14 protein-coding genes and 2 tRNA genes are annotated in these 17,002 nt (G+C 60.7%); 3 read left to right on the top strand and 13 right to left on the bottom strand.

Annotated features, from left to right (window positions below):
- Positions 1–201: 201 nt before the first annotated feature.
- The 9 genes from OXH56_04545 to OXH56_04505 all read right to left on the bottom strand — a co-directional run bounded on the left by OXH56_04545 (position 202) and on the right by OXH56_04505 (position 9,843).
- Positions 202–2,199 (bottom strand): tetratricopeptide repeat protein, encoded by a 1,998-nt coding sequence (locus OXH56_04545; protein MCY3554572.1) that lies wholly within the window; start codon positions 2,197–2,199, stop codon positions 202–204.
- 33 nt (positions 2,200–2,232) lie between these two features.
- Complete coding sequence (locus tag OXH56_04540; GenBank protein ID MCY3554571.1) at positions 2,233–3,153, bottom strand: substrate-binding domain-containing protein; 921 nt, start codon at positions 3,151–3,153, stop codon at positions 2,233–2,235.
- Positions 3,123–3,386, bottom strand: coding sequence for a hypothetical protein (locus OXH56_04535; protein MCY3554570.1), 264 nt, complete (start codon positions 3,384–3,386; stop codon positions 3,123–3,125). Before OXH56_04535 ends, OXH56_04540 begins: the two co-directional genes overlap by 31 nt.
- A 232-nt stretch (positions 3,387–3,618) precedes the next feature.
- The gene (gene mce, locus OXH56_04530; GenBank protein MCY3554569.1) at positions 3,619–4,110 is read right to left on the bottom strand and encodes a methylmalonyl-CoA epimerase; all 492 of its coding nucleotides are present in this window, start codon (positions 4,108–4,110) and stop codon (positions 3,619–3,621) included.
- A 72-nt stretch (positions 4,111–4,182) separates the two neighbouring features.
- Complete coding sequence (locus tag OXH56_04525; protein ID MCY3554568.1) at positions 4,183–5,856, bottom strand: methylmalonyl-CoA mutase family protein; 1,674 nt, start codon at positions 5,854–5,856, stop codon at positions 4,183–4,185.
- 387 nt (positions 5,857–6,243) lie between these two features.
- Positions 6,244–6,552: a hypothetical protein gene (locus OXH56_04520; protein MCY3554567.1), complete on the bottom strand. Its 309-nt coding sequence runs from the start codon at positions 6,550–6,552 to the stop codon at positions 6,244–6,246.
- Positions 6,553–6,821: 269 nt separating this feature from the next.
- Positions 6,822–7,388, bottom strand: a complete 567-nt coding sequence (locus tag OXH56_04515) for an HDIG domain-containing protein (protein MCY3554566.1) — start codon at positions 7,386–7,388, stop codon at positions 6,822–6,824.
- Between the two features lie 83 nt (positions 7,389–7,471).
- Entirely contained in the window at positions 7,472–9,430 is a 1,959-nt protein-coding gene (locus OXH56_04510; protein ID MCY3554565.1) for a PIG-L family deacetylase, read from the bottom strand.
- 59 nt (positions 9,431–9,489) lie between these two features.
- Positions 9,490–9,843 carry a hypothetical protein gene (locus OXH56_04505; protein ID MCY3554564.1) on the bottom strand — a complete coding sequence of 118 codons (354 nt, stop codon included), beginning with the start codon at positions 9,841–9,843 and terminating at the stop codon, positions 9,490–9,492.
- 224 nt (positions 9,844–10,067) lie between these two features.
- On the opposite strand from OXH56_04505, the gene OXH56_04500 reads away from it, so the two are divergent.
- The 3 genes from OXH56_04500 (at position 10,068) to OXH56_04490 (ending at position 13,842) form a co-directional block, all read left to right on the top strand.
- A complete protein-coding gene (locus tag OXH56_04500; GenBank protein ID MCY3554563.1) occupies positions 10,068–11,096 on the top strand; it encodes a hydroxyacid dehydrogenase in 1,029 nt (342 codons plus the stop codon).
- A gap of 736 nt (positions 11,097–11,832) precedes the next feature.
- Positions 11,833–12,318 (top strand): MarR family transcriptional regulator, encoded by a 486-nt coding sequence (locus OXH56_04495; protein ID MCY3554562.1) that lies wholly within the window; start codon positions 11,833–11,835, stop codon positions 12,316–12,318.
- A gap of 1,392 nt (positions 12,319–13,710) precedes the next feature.
- Complete coding sequence (locus OXH56_04490; protein MCY3554561.1) at positions 13,711–13,842, top strand: hypothetical protein; 132 nt, start codon at positions 13,711–13,713, stop codon at positions 13,840–13,842.
- Positions 13,843–14,016: 174 nt separating this feature from the next.
- On the opposite strand, the gene OXH56_04485 is transcribed toward OXH56_04490, so the two are convergent.
- The 4 genes from OXH56_04485 to OXH56_04470 form a co-directional block, all read right to left on the bottom strand.
- Positions 14,017–14,088, bottom strand: a tRNA-Glu gene (locus OXH56_04485).
- Positions 14,089–14,199: 111 nt separating this feature from the next.
- A tRNA-Gln gene (locus OXH56_04480) sits at positions 14,200–14,270 on the bottom strand.
- An 88-nt stretch (positions 14,271–14,358) separates the two neighbouring features.
- Positions 14,359–15,510 (bottom strand): deoxyguanosinetriphosphate triphosphohydrolase, encoded by a 1,152-nt coding sequence (locus tag OXH56_04475; protein MCY3554560.1) that lies wholly within the window; start codon positions 15,508–15,510, stop codon positions 14,359–14,361.
- A gap of 89 nt (positions 15,511–15,599) precedes the next feature.
- A complete protein-coding gene (locus OXH56_04470) occupies positions 15,600–16,991 on the bottom strand; it encodes a sulfatase-like hydrolase/transferase (GenBank protein MCY3554559.1) in 1,392 nt (463 codons plus the stop codon).
- Positions 16,992–17,002: the final 11 nt, after the last annotated feature.

Raw genomic sequence — 17,002 nt, 5'->3', positions numbered from 1 at the left:
GTATAAACCAAGAAACTATCGTGTCGAAACGCGTCCTCTTTTAGTAGGCGGGACAAACGCCTTCCTTCACCACCACCTTTCCATCCGTGTCCTGAGTGTCGCCTGAAACAGGCTGGTTTTAAAATGTCGTTGTCCAGATACTCCGTCTAGATTCGTCTATAATGGAATGCCAGGTAAATGGACGGCCTGGCAATCGGCCCCTCAGTCTCCCTGCAACTGCTCGTAGATCGCCTGCACGGTGTTCAGCTGCTCGCGCGCCCTTCCATTGTTCGGATCGAGCTTAAGGGTTTCCCGGTAGTGGCGGATCGCCGGCGCGAGTTGCTGCGAGTTCGTGTAGGCCTGGGCGAGCAGGAGATGGTAGGACGCCTCGTCCGGCTTCAACTCTATGGCCTTCCGAAGCTGGCCGATCGCGCCGCCCCAGTCCTCGTTCAGCACCCGGTCGAACCCCAACCGGTAGTAGGCCTCGTGATCCGTGGGATCGATTTCAAGCACGCGCTGGAAGGTCGTGCGCGCGTTGCGGTAATCCTCCAGGATGAGATAGGCCGTTCCCAGGTATTTCAGCGGCTGCAGAATGGTCGTCGGGTCCTCCTCGGCCTCTGCGGTCCGCAGGTCCCGGGCCTTGATGAGGGCGTCCCGTGCAACCGCGCCGTTCTGGGCCACCAGGCCCGTGATGCCCATGTTCAGATAGGCGAAATAGTCCGTGCTGTCGTGGGCGACCTTGGCCCGGTACATATCCAGCGAAGCGTCGTACATCGCCGGCCGCTGGTCGCGCTCAACCTCGCGGGAGGCGCCGTAGATCTCCCTGCCGAGGTTGTAGTACACGTTGCTCAGCGTGAGTTTCGTCCGTTCGTCCTCCACTGCCTGAATCGCCGGTTCCAGCACGGTCTTGACGGCCGTCACGGCCTGCGCGTACTGTCCCTGCTCGATGTACGCCCGTCCGTAGTACGCGTAGGGGTTCTGGTCGTTGGGATTGACCTTGATGGCCTCTTCGAGAAGCGGAATGGCCTCCCCGTACTTTTCCTGGTCGAAATAGACCAGCGCGAGCTGGATGTAGGGCTTCTCCGACGAGCCGTCCAGTTCAATGGACTTCTTCAGGTTGACGATGCCGTCGTCGTACTGCCCCACCTCCGGCTGCGTCTGTACCCAGCCCAGGCTGAAATGCAGCTCCGCGTTGTCCGCGTTCTGCATCACGGCTTCCTTGTAGGCGTTAACCGCCTCCATGTAACGGCCCTCGGCGACCAGTCCGTCCCCCATCGGCAGATAGGCTTCGACCCGGCCCGGGTCCAGCTCGATGGTCTTCATGTAATGGGGCACGGCCATCTTGATCCGCTGCGTCTTGTTGAAGGACTCGGCCAGCATGAAATAGGCTTCGGCGTTGGTCTGGTCCAGCGCCACGAATTGCTCGATCGGCTCGACGACGAGGGGATACCGTTCGGCCACGTACTGGATGTAGCCCTGTTGGTACCAGGCGTCCTCCAACGTGGGATCGAGTTCCGTCGCCATCTGGTACGCGGCGTAGGACTCGTTCCATTGCCGCGCCTTGAAATGCAACTGGCCGATCCGGTAGTGGATCATGGCCGCGTCCGGGGAATCGGGCTCCATGGCGAGGGCCTGCCGGTAGTTGGAAATCGCCAGTCCCCAGACATTCCGCGCTTCGTAGACGTCGCCCAGTCCCCGTACGTACAGCGGGTTCTGCGCATCGATACTGCGCGCCCGGGTGAATTGCACCTCGGCGCTTCGCAGATCCTCCTGCGCGATGGCAAGCTGTCCCTGTGCGTAGAAGAACCGCGCGTCCTTATCCTTGGTGCGCTTCAGGCCTTCCTCGATCGTCTTCTGCGCGTCCTCGAACCGGCCCGTGCGGATCTCCTGCAGGCTCAGTTCGAAGCGGGCGTCGTGGTTCTTCTTCTGCTGGTCGACTGAGATCAGGAATTCGGAGTACGCCTCGTCGAGGTGGCCCTGCCGCTTGAGCGCCAGGCCGAGCAGGTAGTGGGCGTCCGTGTTCTTCTTACCGTTGCTGAGCACGTCCCGGAGTATGGAAACGGTCCGGTCGTAGTCCCCGCTGTCGTAGGCCGCCCGGGCGGCGTCCACGCTCTGGGCGTTCGCCACGGCCGGCGCGCCGGCCAGGCTGACCAGCAGCAGCGCGCCGAGTACGAACAGGGCGCTTTTGCCTATCCTGCGGTTCTCACCTGCGATCCACATGTTGGATACCTCCCGATGCTCTTGCGAGCCTTGTTATTGCAGTTTGACCGTCCGGACCGGCATGGTCGCCGGAACGACGCCTTCGTCAATGGCGATCTGCTGTCCCTTGACCGCCGTCAGAAAGGTTACGTATCCCGATACCAGGTTGACTTCCAGCGACGACCGCTTGAAGTAGCACAACACGAGGGGCCGCCGGAGCGGATACAACTCCTGAAGCAGTTTATGCTGCGTGGGCAGCAGATAAGGACCGCTTTCATCCTCGGCGATCCGGATCGTCTTGTAATAAGCCATCGTGGCCCCGGAACGGGACGAGTTCGTGATCAGCAGTCCGGTTATCCCGATCGTGCCCGGATAGGCGCCCGCGATGCTGGCCAGGGCGGCCATCGTGCTGCAGGGATACACGTTGGCGCCGTATTCCGCGCCTTCGAGCACGACGTCCTCGAAAACCTCGTACGTGCCGGAATTCCGGTCGCGGACCAGGGGGCGGATCGCCATGTCCTTGCCGCCCAGCTCACGCCAGTTGGTAATCTTCCCGGTGTAGATGTCCCGTAACTGCCCCACAGTCAGGTCTTCGACCGGATTGTCTCCGTGGACAATCACCGCCAGCGCGTCGTGGGCGACGGTCCGGGTAATGAAGTCCGCTTCGCCGGCCGAAAGCGCTTCGACCTCGGATTCATTGGGTTCGCGGGATAACACCGCCAGGCGGCTTCGTCCCTCGGAAAGGTCGACCAGCGCTTCACGGGAGGTCGTCTTGCCAACGTCGATGAAGGCTTCGTTGTAGACCTGCTCGTACTTGACCGCCGAACTCTCGATGTACGGGAACGCGACCTCGGCGCTGGACACCTTGAGGTAACCCCGGGTGGCCGTTTCGTCGGGTTGGCCGCAACCCGTCATGAAAAATAACAGGGCCGCACCGGAAAACGCTAATCGGAAGGGGACCCCGAACCTCGCCATGAATCGTCCTCAAGGATGGAGCGGGTCTCCTCGTTCCGTTTATCCGTGTAATAGGCGGACACGAACCGGAAGACCCCATAGAGAATGAGCACGCTGCCGAAAACCAGTCTCAATTGTTCCGTCTGTATGAACACCCGCAAAATGTAGCCGGTCAGGACCAGTACACCGGATACGCACATCGCCAGCGCGACTACGTAGCCGAGTGCCTGCCGAAATGACGTAATACGGATCATACGCGGGTGAAACGGAATCCACCGAGCGGGCGCTAACGGACATTGTTGTACATAACTTCACCGGCTGGTTCAGTGGCAGAATGCCACCTTGTCCAGCCTTCCGCGGATTCCGCTTCGATCCATAGCGGTCAAGCGGACGATCGCAGGAATCCATGAGCCCTGGTTTACTGTAGTTTCAATTCTAACTAAATAAGAAAGGCTGTCCCACGTTGTCAAGTAAAAGTTACGGCGGTCACGACCGGCCGTCCCCGCCCTTTTCGCACAGTTCGATCAGTACGCCGCTTGTACTCCGGGGATGCACGAAGGCGACCCGGACGCCTCCCGCCCCGATGCGCGGTTCCTCATCGATCAGCCGGTATCCTTGGTCACTCAGGATCTTCAACGATTCCGTCACGTCGTCGACTTCCAGGGCGATATGGTGGATGCCCTCTCCGCGCTTCTCGATGAAACGGGCAACCGGACTCTCCGGGCCCGTCGCCTCCAGAAGCTCCAGTTCGGTGTCTCCGGCAGGAAGGAAGGCCACGTTGACGCCGTCGCTCTCCACGGACTCCCGGCCGTGCAGCGGCAGCCCGAGAGTCTCGTGGTACAGGCGCAGCGCCTCGTCCAGGTCGCGCACTGCGATCCCGATATGGGCGACACGGGCGGGCGGGGACGACTGGGCCTTCTGAGTCGTCGCGGCCGGCAGGTCTGTACCGGAGATCTTCTTCGATGGCTTTCTCGACATAGTATTCGACCTCTCCATCATGCGGCCGGCAGTGCGTCGGTGTGGGCACCTCAGAACCGCTCCGGACGCGGCTCAGAACCGCTCGGGCCGCTGATATTCTCCGAAGACGCCGCGGAGCGTATCGCAGATCTCGCCCAGCGTGGCCCGCTTTCGCACAGCATCGATGATCAGCGGCATCAGGTTGTCCTGCGTGCGGGCCGTCGATTCGAGCGCCTCGAGCGCCCGCGCCGCGGCCTGCCCGTCCCGGGCCTTCTTGAAAGCGCGCACCCGTTCCACCTGGCGGGCTTCGATGGCCGGGTCGATGGGAAAAGGCGCCGGCCCCTCCTCCTCGCCGCCGGTAAAGCGGTTCACCCCCACGATGACCTGTTCTTCCCGTTCGACGGCCATCTGGTAGGCATAGGCGCTGCGGCTGATCTCCTCCTGGGGATAACCCGCCTCGATGGCACCCAGGGCGCCGCCGTAACCGTCGATGCGAGCCAGGTGCGCCTTCGCCGCCTCCTCGATCTCGCCGGTCAGCGCTTCCACGAAATAGGACCCGGCAAAGGGGTCCACCGTGTCGGCCACCCCGGTCTCGTGGGCGATGACCTGCTGCGTCCTCAGCGCCAGGGTCGCCGCTGATTCGGAAGGCAGGGCGAGGGCTTCGTCGAGACTGTTGGTATGGAGGGACTGCGTGCCGCCGCACACCGCGGCCAGGGCCTGCAGCGCCACCCGCACCACGTTGTTCTCCGGCTGCTGCGCGGTCAGGGTCGAGCCGCCGGTCTGGGTGTGAAACCTGAGCTGCCAGGATCGGGGGTTCTTCGCCCCCACCCGTTCCCGCATGAGCCGGGCCCACAGCCGCCGGGCCGCGCGGAACTTGGCCACCTCTTCAAAGAACTGGTTGTGGGCGTTGAAGAAGAAGGAGAGCTGAGGCGCGAAGGCGTCGACGTCCATCCCGGCATCCATGACCGCCTTTACGTACCCCAGCCCGTTGGCGAGGGTGAAGGCGACCTCCTGCACGGCCGTGGCGCCCGCTTCCCGTATGTGGTACCCGCTGATGCTGATGGGGTTCCATTTCGGCATGCTGCCGGCGCAGAACCGGATCAGGTCGGTGGCCAGGCGCAGGGAGGGACCGGGCGGGTAGATGAAGGTGCCCCGCGCGATGTATTCCTTCAGGATGTCGTTCTGGACCGTGCCCGCGAGCCGATCCAGCGGTACGCCGCGTTCCTCGGCCACCGCCGCGTAGAGCGCAACGAGCACTGTGGCCGTGGCGTTGATCGTGAGTGAAGTGCTGACCGATTCCTGCGGGATATCTTCGAAAAGGGTCCGCATGTCGTCGATCGTGGAGATCGCTACGCCCGTGCGGCCCACCTCGCCGGCCACCAGAGGATGATCGGAATCATAGCCGATCTGGGTGGGCAGGTCGAAGGCCACTGAAAGCCCGGTCTGTCCCTGGGACAGGAGATACCGGTAACGGGCATTGGTCTCTTCGGCCGAACCGAATCCCGCGTACTGCCGCATTGTCCAGAGCCGGCCGCGATACATGGTCGGGCGGATGCCCCGCGTAAAGGGATACTCCCCCGGCATTCCGATTTCGGCATCCGGATCGATGTCCGCCGTGTCCTCGGGCGTGTACAACCGCTTCACGGGAATGCCGGAGCCGGTCTCGAAACGGTCGCGGCGTTCGGGCAGCCGCTCCAGCGCCGGCTTCAGCTTCTGCTCTTCCCATGCTTTCCGGGCCGTTTCCAGGGCTTCCTTGCCAGCATCCATGACCGGTTAGTCCGCGTTGCAGACGGGTAGAAGGGTAGCTGAATGGACCCTGAAAACTACACCGGAATCACCCGGAAGTCAACGGGTTTGGGGGCGGCGGTCTCGCGTTGCGACGGACTGGTCAGGGAATCGTGTCAATCCTCACCGGATACCCTCAGGTAACCTCCGACCCGGTTGGCGGTGTCTCGCTGCCTGACATGACAACTGGTGTTTATTATTGCCCTTCGATACGGGAAAACCTGGTATTCATTTCAAAAATATCGATCACCGAGACCACGAAAACGGGCTCTGCCCATTATTTCAACCATTTCGTAAAACGGTCCTTCCAACACCGTGCGAACAAGGCGCAGACCGTCCAGTTCTACATTCCTGTTCAGGGGGATGAGACTAGGGAATCGCCCCCTTATCGACCGATGCGGCGTCATCCAAAGTTGCTTCGGGACCCCTGAGATGTTCCTCGATAGATAACAGTCGGTTTTCAATTGCCACGAAACGTCTGTCTATTGCCACGAAACGTCTGTCTATCGCTTCGAATCGACGATCTATCGCCTCGAATCGACGATCTACTGCCTCGAATCGACGATCTACCGCCTCGAATCGACTGTTCATGATCTGCAATCCAGCAAAGAAGACGACAATGATCGTCAAAATCGTTCCGACGAAACCACCGAGCATTACCCAATCCTTACGTTCCATCGTTTCTCCGGGACGGTGAATCTAAATCAGCCGTGGGTCCGGGCGTGCATTCCCCTTAGGTAGCAGCCCCTTATATAATGAAATAGCCGAGATCGAGTTCGGATATCTCGTAAGAAAAAACCAGTGGGTATGTGAGGAGTCTGACCGGCTGGCAGGATACGGTCTTAGGAGAGCCAGAAGACGACCGGGAGTGGTAATGGCTGCCCAGGACCGACAAGAAGCCCAGCCAGGGCCGGACAGGAGCCGACCAGGAGCCGACCAGGAGCCGGTTAGGAACCAGCGAGACCCAGTGCGGCGGCTTCGCCCTGCATGGCCTCGATGACGTTGGCGATGTGATCACCCAGATCTAGACCGAGGCTTTCGGCCCCTTCGACGATGTCCTCGCGGGAAACGGCGCGGGCGAAGGCGATGGCCTTCATCTTCTTGCGCACGGATTTCACCTTCACCTCGTGTACGCTTCCGGAGGGGCGCACGAGGGCGACGGCGGTGATGAAACCCACGAGTTCATCCACGGCGAAGAGCGCCTTGTCCATCAGGCTGCGCCGTTCGAGGCCGAGGTAGGTGGCGTGGGACTTGATGGCGTAGATGACGTCCTCGGGATAGCCTTTCTCCTCCAGGATTTTCGCCCCGCGCATAGGATGGTCCTTGGGGTCGGGCGTGGCTTCGTAGTCGAAGTCGTGCAGCAGGCCCACGATGCCCCATTTCTCCTCGTCCTCGCCGTACTTCCTGGCGTAGTGGCGCATGGCGGCCTCCACGCCCAGGGCGTGCTTCCGCAGGCTGTCCGTCTTCGTGTGCTCGTGCAGCAAGGCGATTGCGTCGTCGCGGTTCAATACGATTCCCTTCTCAGTGGGTGGCCTATTGAGTGGGCGGACTGGTGAATGGGCGGACTGGTGAATGGGCGGACTGGTGAATGGGCGGCCTACCGGACGACGGCCCGGCCGTAGTAGTAGGGCAGGGCCTGGGCGGAGGGTCGGTAGGACCAGGCCAGCCGGGCCTTGCCGATGTTGGCCCCGGGGCCGGCATCGGTCTCGTCGCCGTCGTAGATTACCACGTTGAAGCCGATGGTCTCGCCGGTCTGCGGCGCCGCACCACCCGGCATGTCGGCCCAGGGGATAGCGGTCTCGATCACATAGCCGGTTTCTGTGAACCTGGAAGCCACCCGCATGCCCGGCGCCGTCTTCTCGATCACGCCCTGGCGCGCGTCGGCATCCCGTGCCGCCCGGGGTTCGGGTCCCGCCGTGGTGCCGGGAAAGATGCCCGCCTTGAAGACCGTCAGTGTGTTGTCGCTCCGGCCGGAGGGGTCGACGCAGATCTCCACGGCATCGGAACGCCAGTGGCCCTTGATGTCGTCCGGCGCGATGTTGCAGACCACCTCGTCGTCCCGCACGTCCACGGCGACGTACAGGTTCTCATGGTCGTAGGCTGCGCGGAACACCGCGCTGCAGTCGTCGTCGCCGCCCGGCAGGGAACCCGACCAGATGTGGTCCGACGGGATGGGTTGGGGCGCGATCCCCGCCCAGTCTGCAAGGTCGCCGTCGATCTCCATGGGACCCGCCGCGAGGGTGAGATCCATGACCGGCAGCACGTCGATCATGCCGCTACTGTCAACGGTTGGTCCATCCCCGTCCGGATCTTCCACCGGGACGGCCGACAGCCGCACCGGAAAGCTGCCCTGCGCGACGTCATCCGGCACGCGCACGGTGAAGGCGACCGTCGTCTCGCCAGGGCCCGGCAACTCGTAGTCCACCTGCATGGGGCTGTCCGTCCACCCCTCGGGAAGTTCGAGCCTTACCCGGCCCGACGCGCCGTCGGGGATCCGGCTGACGACCTCCGCCTCCAGGGTACCGGTCATGCCCGATCCGATAGACAGCGCGGCGGGCAACAGGTCCGCGACCCATGATACCTGGTGCTCCTCGGCCCACCGACGGTAGCGGACGATGTCCGAGCGAGGCACCATGCCGATGGACAGCGGTTCCGTCGAAGGCGGAGGACCCAGGACGATGCCGGTATCGCGTGGCCCCTCCAGGCCGCCGAGGAGGGTATTGAGGCCCTTCGGCGAAGGCGGCACGAGGGTCTTGACCAGCATGAACGCCTCCGCCCCGGCACCACGCGGCGGTACCGTAGCCCTACGGTCGAAACCCTGCGACCGGAAGTTGCGCAGGGCCAGGGACTTGATCTCCGCGTAGCTCATGAAGCGGCTGGGTGAGATGTCGCCCGTGGGTATGAAGAAGGCACCCAGCCGGCGGGCGTTGTAGTACAGTTTCACCGGCTGCCATGTACGCAGATACTCGTCCTCGATCTGCGCCGGAAACTGATCGGGATCGGCCGCGGCGGTGAAGGCCTCCGTTGCGAGCCGTGCCGCCACCTGGTGATGGCCGTGGGTGCCCGGACCGGGCCACATGGTCACGATGACATCCGGACGAAGCAGGCGGACCATCCGCACGACCCTGCCCAGCGTGTCCTCGTAGCCCCACACGTCGTAGGTGGCCTGGTCGCTCAGCGTGTAGAAGAAATCGGTCTTGTCCAGGAAGTAGACCAGGTCCACCCCGTACTCGGCCGCGGACCGGCGGATCTCAGCCTCGCGGAGTATGCCCAGCGAAGGTCCGAGCTCCCGGCCGATGGCGTTGCCGCCGCCCTCGCCGCGCGTGATGAGCACGATGCCCGCCTTCGCGCCGCCGTCGAGGACCTCGCGCGCGAAAGTGGCCGTGACCCCGCTTTCATCATCGGGATGGGCACCAATGTAGAGCAGGTCTACTTTCAGCAAGTGGTCGGATCGCATCTGTTCTATGGGCTGTGCGAAGACAGATCCGGACAGCGTCAGGGGAAGCAGGGCGAAGGCAAGCCATCTTCCCGCAAGTAAGCATAGGTCTCGCATCATTTCATGTCGCATCCGAGATAACGAGCGGGCATCACCAGCGTCGAATATCGCAAATCTGCTCACGGCAACAGTTTCATCACCGCTACGGCAAGTGCAACGATGATTCCAACGGTCCAACGTAACCCGTTGACGCTGTTCCTTACATCCTCTTTGATTTCCCTGCGGAAATCGCGCAGGTCATCCCTGAAGCTTTTCTGCAGGTCATCGCGAGTGGACTGAATCCTGGCGTCCATGGACTGTATTCTGTTATCCATGGACTGTATCTTGTCGTCAATGGATCTGAATCTTTCATTGGTATGCACGATTACCTTTGCAATCAAATCACGGATACCCTGAATATCTTCTTCGACCTTGGCAAACGATTTCTGCAGCGTGGCAGTCAGGCCCTCGAAATTCGATTTGATCGTGTCCATGTCCGACTCCAGGGCCGATATCCTTTGATCGAAATCGTCGGTGTGATCTGGTACTTGTGGTTTATTCAATTTAAGCCTCCGTTGTGGATTGTTCAAGGATAACCATGGTGGCCGTTCTCTGACCGTTGCCACATCGATGAATGCCCGCTATATAAGGTTAGTCGCTGGTAATTTCCGCATTCTCGTGTCTTGATTTGTTTTACTCACCTCGGAGGGATATCCACATGGGCGATCTGATCGTCGTTCATCCCGACTTCGACGGGGTATGGCCCTTTGCCGCAGCCCATTTCCATACCCTCTGGCCCGATGCCGAACTGATCCGCCCGGCGCACGGGGACGACCGGCCCCTGGGCGAAGTCGTGGCGGACGCGGGACCTGCGGACCGTGCGGGGAGCGTGACACGGCTGGCCACCCTCGGCATATCGGTGACCGTCGAATGTCTACGGAATTTCGGTGCGCTGGAGGAAGCGACTTTCCAGGCCGCCTGCGGCAGGGGGCTGGACGAGGCATGCGACGCGTACCTGGCGGAAGCCGGCGTCGCCGTTTACGTCCATCCGAGCGAAGGTTTCTGGTCGCAGTCCGTGGCGGAATTCGGGCTGGCGCTGACATTGTGCGGTTTGCGGCGGATCCCCCAGCTGCACCGGGAGATCATCGACGGACAGACGCCCTGGGACTACGAGCCGCCCGGCGGCCGGGGCCTGCCCGGAGCACGGGGCCAGCAGTTCGGCGACGATCCCGCCTTCGCGAGCGGCACGCTGGCCGGCAAGCGGGTGCGGATCGTGGGGGCCGGCAACATCGCCAGCCGATACGCGAGCTTCGCGTCCATGCTGGGCGCCGACGTGGCGTCCTGGGACCCCTACGCCACCGAACCGGGCTTTCACCGCGCCGGCGCGCGCCGGATCTACCACCTGGATCAGCTGGTTTCGGATGCGGAGGTGTTCGCGCCCATGGTGCCGCTTACCGAATCCACGCACGGCCTGGTCAAAGCCGGACACATCGACGCGCTGCCCCGCGGGTGCCTCGTGGTGCTGGTCACCCGAGCCCTGATCTGCGACATGGAAGCGGTCCGACGTCGGGTCCTGGCCGACGAATTGAGCCTGGCGGCGGACGTGTGGGACATGGAACCCCTGCTCCTCGGCGATCCGCTGCTCGGGCGCCACAACGTCGTGCATACGCCGCACAACGCCGGCCGAACGATCGACGCGAACCGGGCCTGGGCAGAGAAACTGGCCGACCAGTTCGGGCCTCGGTAGCAGCCTGCCGCCAGCCTGGCCATGCATTGAATGTTGAAAGGATGTGGATAACTAAGGGAGCGGGAGGTGAATCAGGAGTGGATAACGTGTGGAAAACCTAAGTGGAGATCGGACTGACTGCACTGACTACTACCAAGTCGTCTACCGTTTATGTGTTGAGTCAGGATACTTCGAAGCTTCCGAACATTAAACCATACACCCTTCTTAACATGGAATAATTGCCATGAATACGTTGCCAAACTTAATCGAGTAGTCAGTATTGTTGCACAATTCACACACAAATTTTGAGCAAAATTCACAGATTTAATCAACAATCTATATGAGATCAAAGTATTGCTATAAGAACATTTCGTAAATAATTGTTATTAATAGTGATAGAGTATGGCAATGAATAGACTTTCTCGTAACAACAATTACTATATTCACGTTTTGAACGTCCTTTATACCGATAAAATGCAGAATAGTGAAATTTGTTATTTCATAATACTGACATATATCACAACTATATTCTAATTATTATTGTTTTTGTTTAGTATTATTGGATATACATCGGTTTCCGATTTCGGTGTGATTTTTCCATCACAAATCCGCCCTGCCGATTGCACGAAATGCTTGATATTGCTTGACAAAAGCACTGTTTGTTGCGTAGAATTGCGTATCGTGATGAAAGCGAATGACATTCCCTGTTTCCTCGTGTTACCTCGCATGAGCCGGTGATTCAACGAAGGTGAGCATCGTGCAGATCAACAACCTGAGAGAACTTTCCGATCGCTACGTGTCCGTGGTGAGAAACCTGTGCCGTTTGACGTACATAGCCAGGCTGGATGAGTGGCAGGGGCTGGACATGACCGTGCCCCAGGTCAAGACTCTGATCCTGCTTGAGCACGCGGGTCCGCTCAGGATGGGCCAGTTGGCCGGTTCCCTGGGCAGTGGCCTTTCCACGACCACGACCATCGTGGACCGCCTGGTAAAAAAGCAGTTGGTTCAGCGGGATTCGGACCCGAACGACCGGAGAGTCGTAAAGTGTGAACTTACCAAGAACGGCCGGGTGGCGACCGATATGTTCTGGGAGCACATTAAAACCAGGGCCCTGAAGGCGTCCGATCAGTGGGACCTGGAGCAGTTCGAAAAGGTGGTCCAGTCGCTCGAACTGATCTGGTGTACCGAAGAAGATCTCCGGACGAGCGACGACGCCGCATCGACGGCCGCCGCTTCCGGTTAAGGGTGCGGCCCCAGATCCGCCGCGCTTCTACAGATTCCGGTTCGTTACTCTTTATTGCCTCGGTTCTACCCTACCTTAGCCTGCATCTAGCCGCATCCATCCGGCGATTTGCCTGCTTCTTTAGTCCTGCATCTTCGATCCTGGGCCCAACCTGCGATCAGCCTGCATCTACTCCACGTCTTGCCCACAATTTGCCCACACCTTAGACCACGTTTAGTCTGACCGCTTCGTCTGATTCCCAATGCGCACCTGACTCACGGCCAGGCGACGGCCCTTGAGATCCATTTCGATTTCAGTTTTTATTCATTCCACAGAGGTGTCGACATGAGATTCAGGTTAACGATAAAGTGTGAACCCGCCGGGGATGGAACGTCGCCCAATATACTTCCCTAAGAATCGGAAGCGTTGAACTAAGCGGTCATCTCGAGCTACGTCTCACGCCGACCCAGGTTATTTGCATACGCTGCGGGCTGTCGCCCGAATACCGCCTTCGCGAGGGACGATCATGGTCACGAAATGACCGTGACTACCTATGCCCGAAGGCGGTTTTTTATACTAAATCACGAAATATCACATTATATATTCCGATATTCACGTTTATAGCATATATTGAACTGTTTTTCCATGTGTGTGTAACGGCCAAATCACTATTTTGTAAAGACCGGGTAACGGTCGATTCCTCATGGCACGCGTCAAGGCGTGCGTCGAATTTACATTTACCGGGCTACATCGGTGCGCCGGGATCATACGGCGGGTGCAAGACAGAGTCCGCGAAAAGTGTACGGTGCACCCGGCGGTGCCGATGCGGTGGATGCTCTGCACCGTGCACCCCTTCCCCCGCCGCAAGTAGGAGCCCCGGCAAGTACAAAGCGACCGAAACACGGCAGGTTCCATCATGGTATGCATTGCATGGAGAAAGGTAGATGGGTAGGGATCTCGAGCTTCCGGACACGGAAATGACCATTCTGGAGAGCATCCGGAATCTTCTGCGGGCCTGGTTTATCATCTGGCTTATTCTGACATTGCTGGGAACCTTTGGCCTGATCGTTTTGTGCGCTGAAATCCTGACCAGGGGATGACAACCCGTGACCGGCGGTAAGATCCACCGGCGGTCGGCGGCGGACCGGCACGCAGCGTCGGACGGGTCGTTTCGTTGTCCAGTTGGCCCTTTGCGGGAATCGAGGTGAACGACGCAGAATCAAAACTCGAGTATCGGACGCAGTATGGATGCAGCACGGTGATACAGGACGGATGAACATCAAGACAAGGTCAGGACATGAGCGAGAACAAAGATAAGACACCGCGTGGCAAGCAGGGTAATTCCACGACGGAAATCAAGCGGTCTATCGATCGCATCGAAGGGATCTGTACCACGGGACCGAGAGCATTTGGGTGCGGCTGGGGAAGGTAGAGGAGAAGCTGAACCAAGTCGCCACGAAGTCGTTTATCCTAACCGTGGTGCTGTCCGGTGTGGTGGTGTTCAGCGCCATCGTATTCGCCATCCTGCGGTATCTTGAAAACTGATCAGATAAGCATTCCTCGCACGGTTTCTTCGCTTGTACCCGCTGGACTGAAATACCCAACGCATATTCGGGAAGACCGCCGCGCAAAAACAAAAAACCCCGAAATGCCCTTGCTAAAAGGCTCTTCGGGGATAGGTGCCGGTTCTTTCGGCAAACAACCGAGACTCAATGCGAATAGCGGTACGGGGAATCGAACCCCGGTTTGATGGCTGAGAACCACCCGTCCTAACCACTAGACGATACCGCCACGTTGTTTTAGTAGAATATACCCCTTTCACCCTCTGGCGTCAAGCCATCGGGCCGCGGTGACACCGCGCCGCCGGCATCCTCATCCTTGTATTCCCGCGGGACATGCGCACTGGGGGGCAGGGATTCGAACCCCGATTCCATGGTCCAGAGCCATGTGTCCTACCCTTGAACGACCCCCCAATCGGACCGGCGGACGACCGGGAGATTTCCCCGATTGCCACCGCGTTTAAGATAGGGATACCACTCCGAAAATCAAGTAAAATCAGGGTTATACGCGCTCGTAGGGATCGAAGAGGCGCTCGTATTCCCGCAGGGCGTAGCGGTCCGTCATACCCGCGATGTAGTCGCAGACCCTGCGCTCGAGCGGCTCGTCCTCGCCGTGCGGAACGCCGGCCGGTGGAAGCTGGCGCGGGTCGGCCGTATACTCGTTGAAGAGACTTTCGATGAACCGGGTCGCCTTGCGGGACATGCGGATCAGCCGGTAGTGCCGGTAGAAGTTCTCCATCAGGAATGCGCGGAGCTGCTGGTTCTTCCCGGCCATGGACGGGCTGTAGTCCACCACGGGGACTTCGAGGGTGCGTACCTCGTCCGGCGACTTCACCCCGTGGCGTTCCAGGTTCTCGTGGGTCGTCCGGACCACGTCCATGATCATCTGGTTGATCAGCGCGCGGATAATCCGGTACCGCTTGCGCGTGGGATCGAGGTCGCGGAGCTTTTCCACCTCCTCGCGGATCGCCCCGTCCCAGATCTCCAGGTCGGTGAGCTGGTCCAGGCTGAGTATGCCCGCGCTCACGCCGTCGTCCAGGTCGTGCGAGTTGTAGGCGATCTCGTCGGCGACGTTGGCGATCTGGGCTTCCACCGAGGCGAACTTCCCGGGCTGGAATTCCTCCTCGTCAAAGCCGTGCGGGGCGTTATGCTTCGCGATGCCCTCGCGCGTCTCCCAGGTTAGGTTCAGGCCCTGGAAGGACGGATAGCGCCATTCAAGCAGATCGATGATGCGCAGGCTCTGCCGGTTGTGCTGGAACCCCCCGCAGTGCTTCATCAGGCCATCGAGGGCATCCTCGCCGCAGTGGCCGAAGGGGGGATGGCCCAGGTCGTGGGCCAGGGCGATGGCGGCCGCCAGGTCCTGGTTGGCGCCGAGGTTCCGTGCGATCGTTTCGGAAACGCCCGCTGTCTCCATGGTGTGGGTGAGGCGCGTCCGGTAGTGATCGCCCTCGTGGTACACGAAGACCTGGGTCTTGTATTCGAGCCGGCGGAAGGACTTCGAATGCACGATCCGATCGCGGTCCCGCTGGAAGGGCGTCCGCCACGGGGCTTCCTCCTCGGAATGCCTCCGACCCCGGCTCGTGCTGCTCTTCTCGGCATAGGGCGCGAGGGTGCGTTCTTCCATTTCTTCCAGCCGGGTTCTGTCGACGATCATCCGGTGTCCTCCGGAGCGGGTTCATCAGGACGCGGCATCGGGCGCCCGAGGTATCCAGGCGCGGCGGTCACGTGCCGGTCACGTGCCGGTCACGTGCCGGCGATCAGGGAGCCGCCCGGGTCGATGTCCTGGATCATGGTGGCGTTGAAGGCCTCCAGGCACAGGTGGCTCCTCAGATCTTTATGGTCGGGATTGTCCCACAGGTTCTCGAACTCCCAGGGGTCAGTGGCCAGGTCGTAAAGCTCGCCCTTGCCGTGGGTGTGGTACAGCACCAGCTTGTACTGCTCGTTCCGGTACATGGTGGCATAGTCATGCGTATCGTTGGAGACGGCGTCGAAATACTCGCTGCGGACGAAGGACCGGTTGTACCCCGGGTCCACCGTGCCGTCCAGGATGGGCAGCAGGCTGCGGCCCTGGAAATCCTCGGGAACGTTTACGCCGGCGATATCCAGCATGGTCGCCGACATGTCGATCAGTTCAACCAGCGCATCGCTCCGTAAATCCGACACCATATGGCCGGGGTGGGAGAAGATCAGGGGCACGCGCACCAGGCCTTCGTAGAACCGGCAGCCCTTCCACAGGAGCCCGTGGTCGCCCAGGCATTCGCCGTGGTCGCTGGTGAAGATGATCACGGTGTTCTCCCGCTGCCCGGTGCGTTCGAGCTCGCCCAGGATACGGGCGAACTGGTCGTCGATCTGCTTGATCATAGCGTAGTAGAGGGCCTGCTGCTTCTTGCCGTCGAAGGTCATCGGGTGCCGGGCCTCCGACTGGAAGAACACTTCCTTTAGTTCATCCTGTTGGGCCAGGTCGCTCAGGTGGAAGTACGGGCCGGGCATATCATCCGGTTCGAACAGGTCGGCGTAGACGCGGGGCGGGATAAAAGGCGGGTGGGGATCGTAGGGGTTGAGCGTCAGCATCCAGGGCTTGTCGGGCGCCCGGCGCTCGGTGATGAACTCCAGGGCGCACTCGGTGACCCAGGTCGTCTGGTGGAGATCGGGCGGGACCCGGTCCTCGCTCGCCCGCAGGGCGTCGAGATCGCCGCCGCGCTCGCCTACCCAGTCGGCGTAGTCATGCCCTTCCGGCCAGTCGTCCCGCGGCGCGTGGCTGAACCGCCAGTACCGGTAGCCGTCATCCATACGGGGTTCGGTGCGCTTCCCCGCGCTCTGGAGGTGGAACTTGCCCACCAGGCCGCAGTCGTACCCGCTGTCTGCCAGCAGTTTGGAGATCAGGGGAGGCGGATTCTCGAAGACGCCGTTGCCGTTTCGTGTATTGTGGATCCGCCCGGGATACATGCCCGTCATGAAGCTCGACCGGCTGGGCGTGCAAATCGGGCTCTGGCAGTATGCGCGCGTAAATGCGACGCCTTCACGCACCAGGCTGTCCAGCGTCGGCGTGCTCACATGGGGATTGCCGAGCGCGCCGATCGTGTCGAAACGCTGCTGATCCGTGCAGTACCAGAGAATGTTTGGGCGTACAGGCATGTTGCGTTGCA

The organism is Gemmatimonadota bacterium, assembly GCA_026702745.1.
GTDB lineage: Bacteria > JAAXHH01 > JAAXHH01 > JAAXHH01 > JAAXHH01 > JAAXHH01.
Note: the sequence above shows the minus strand (reverse complement) of the source record. Positions and strands in the feature narration are given on the sequence as shown.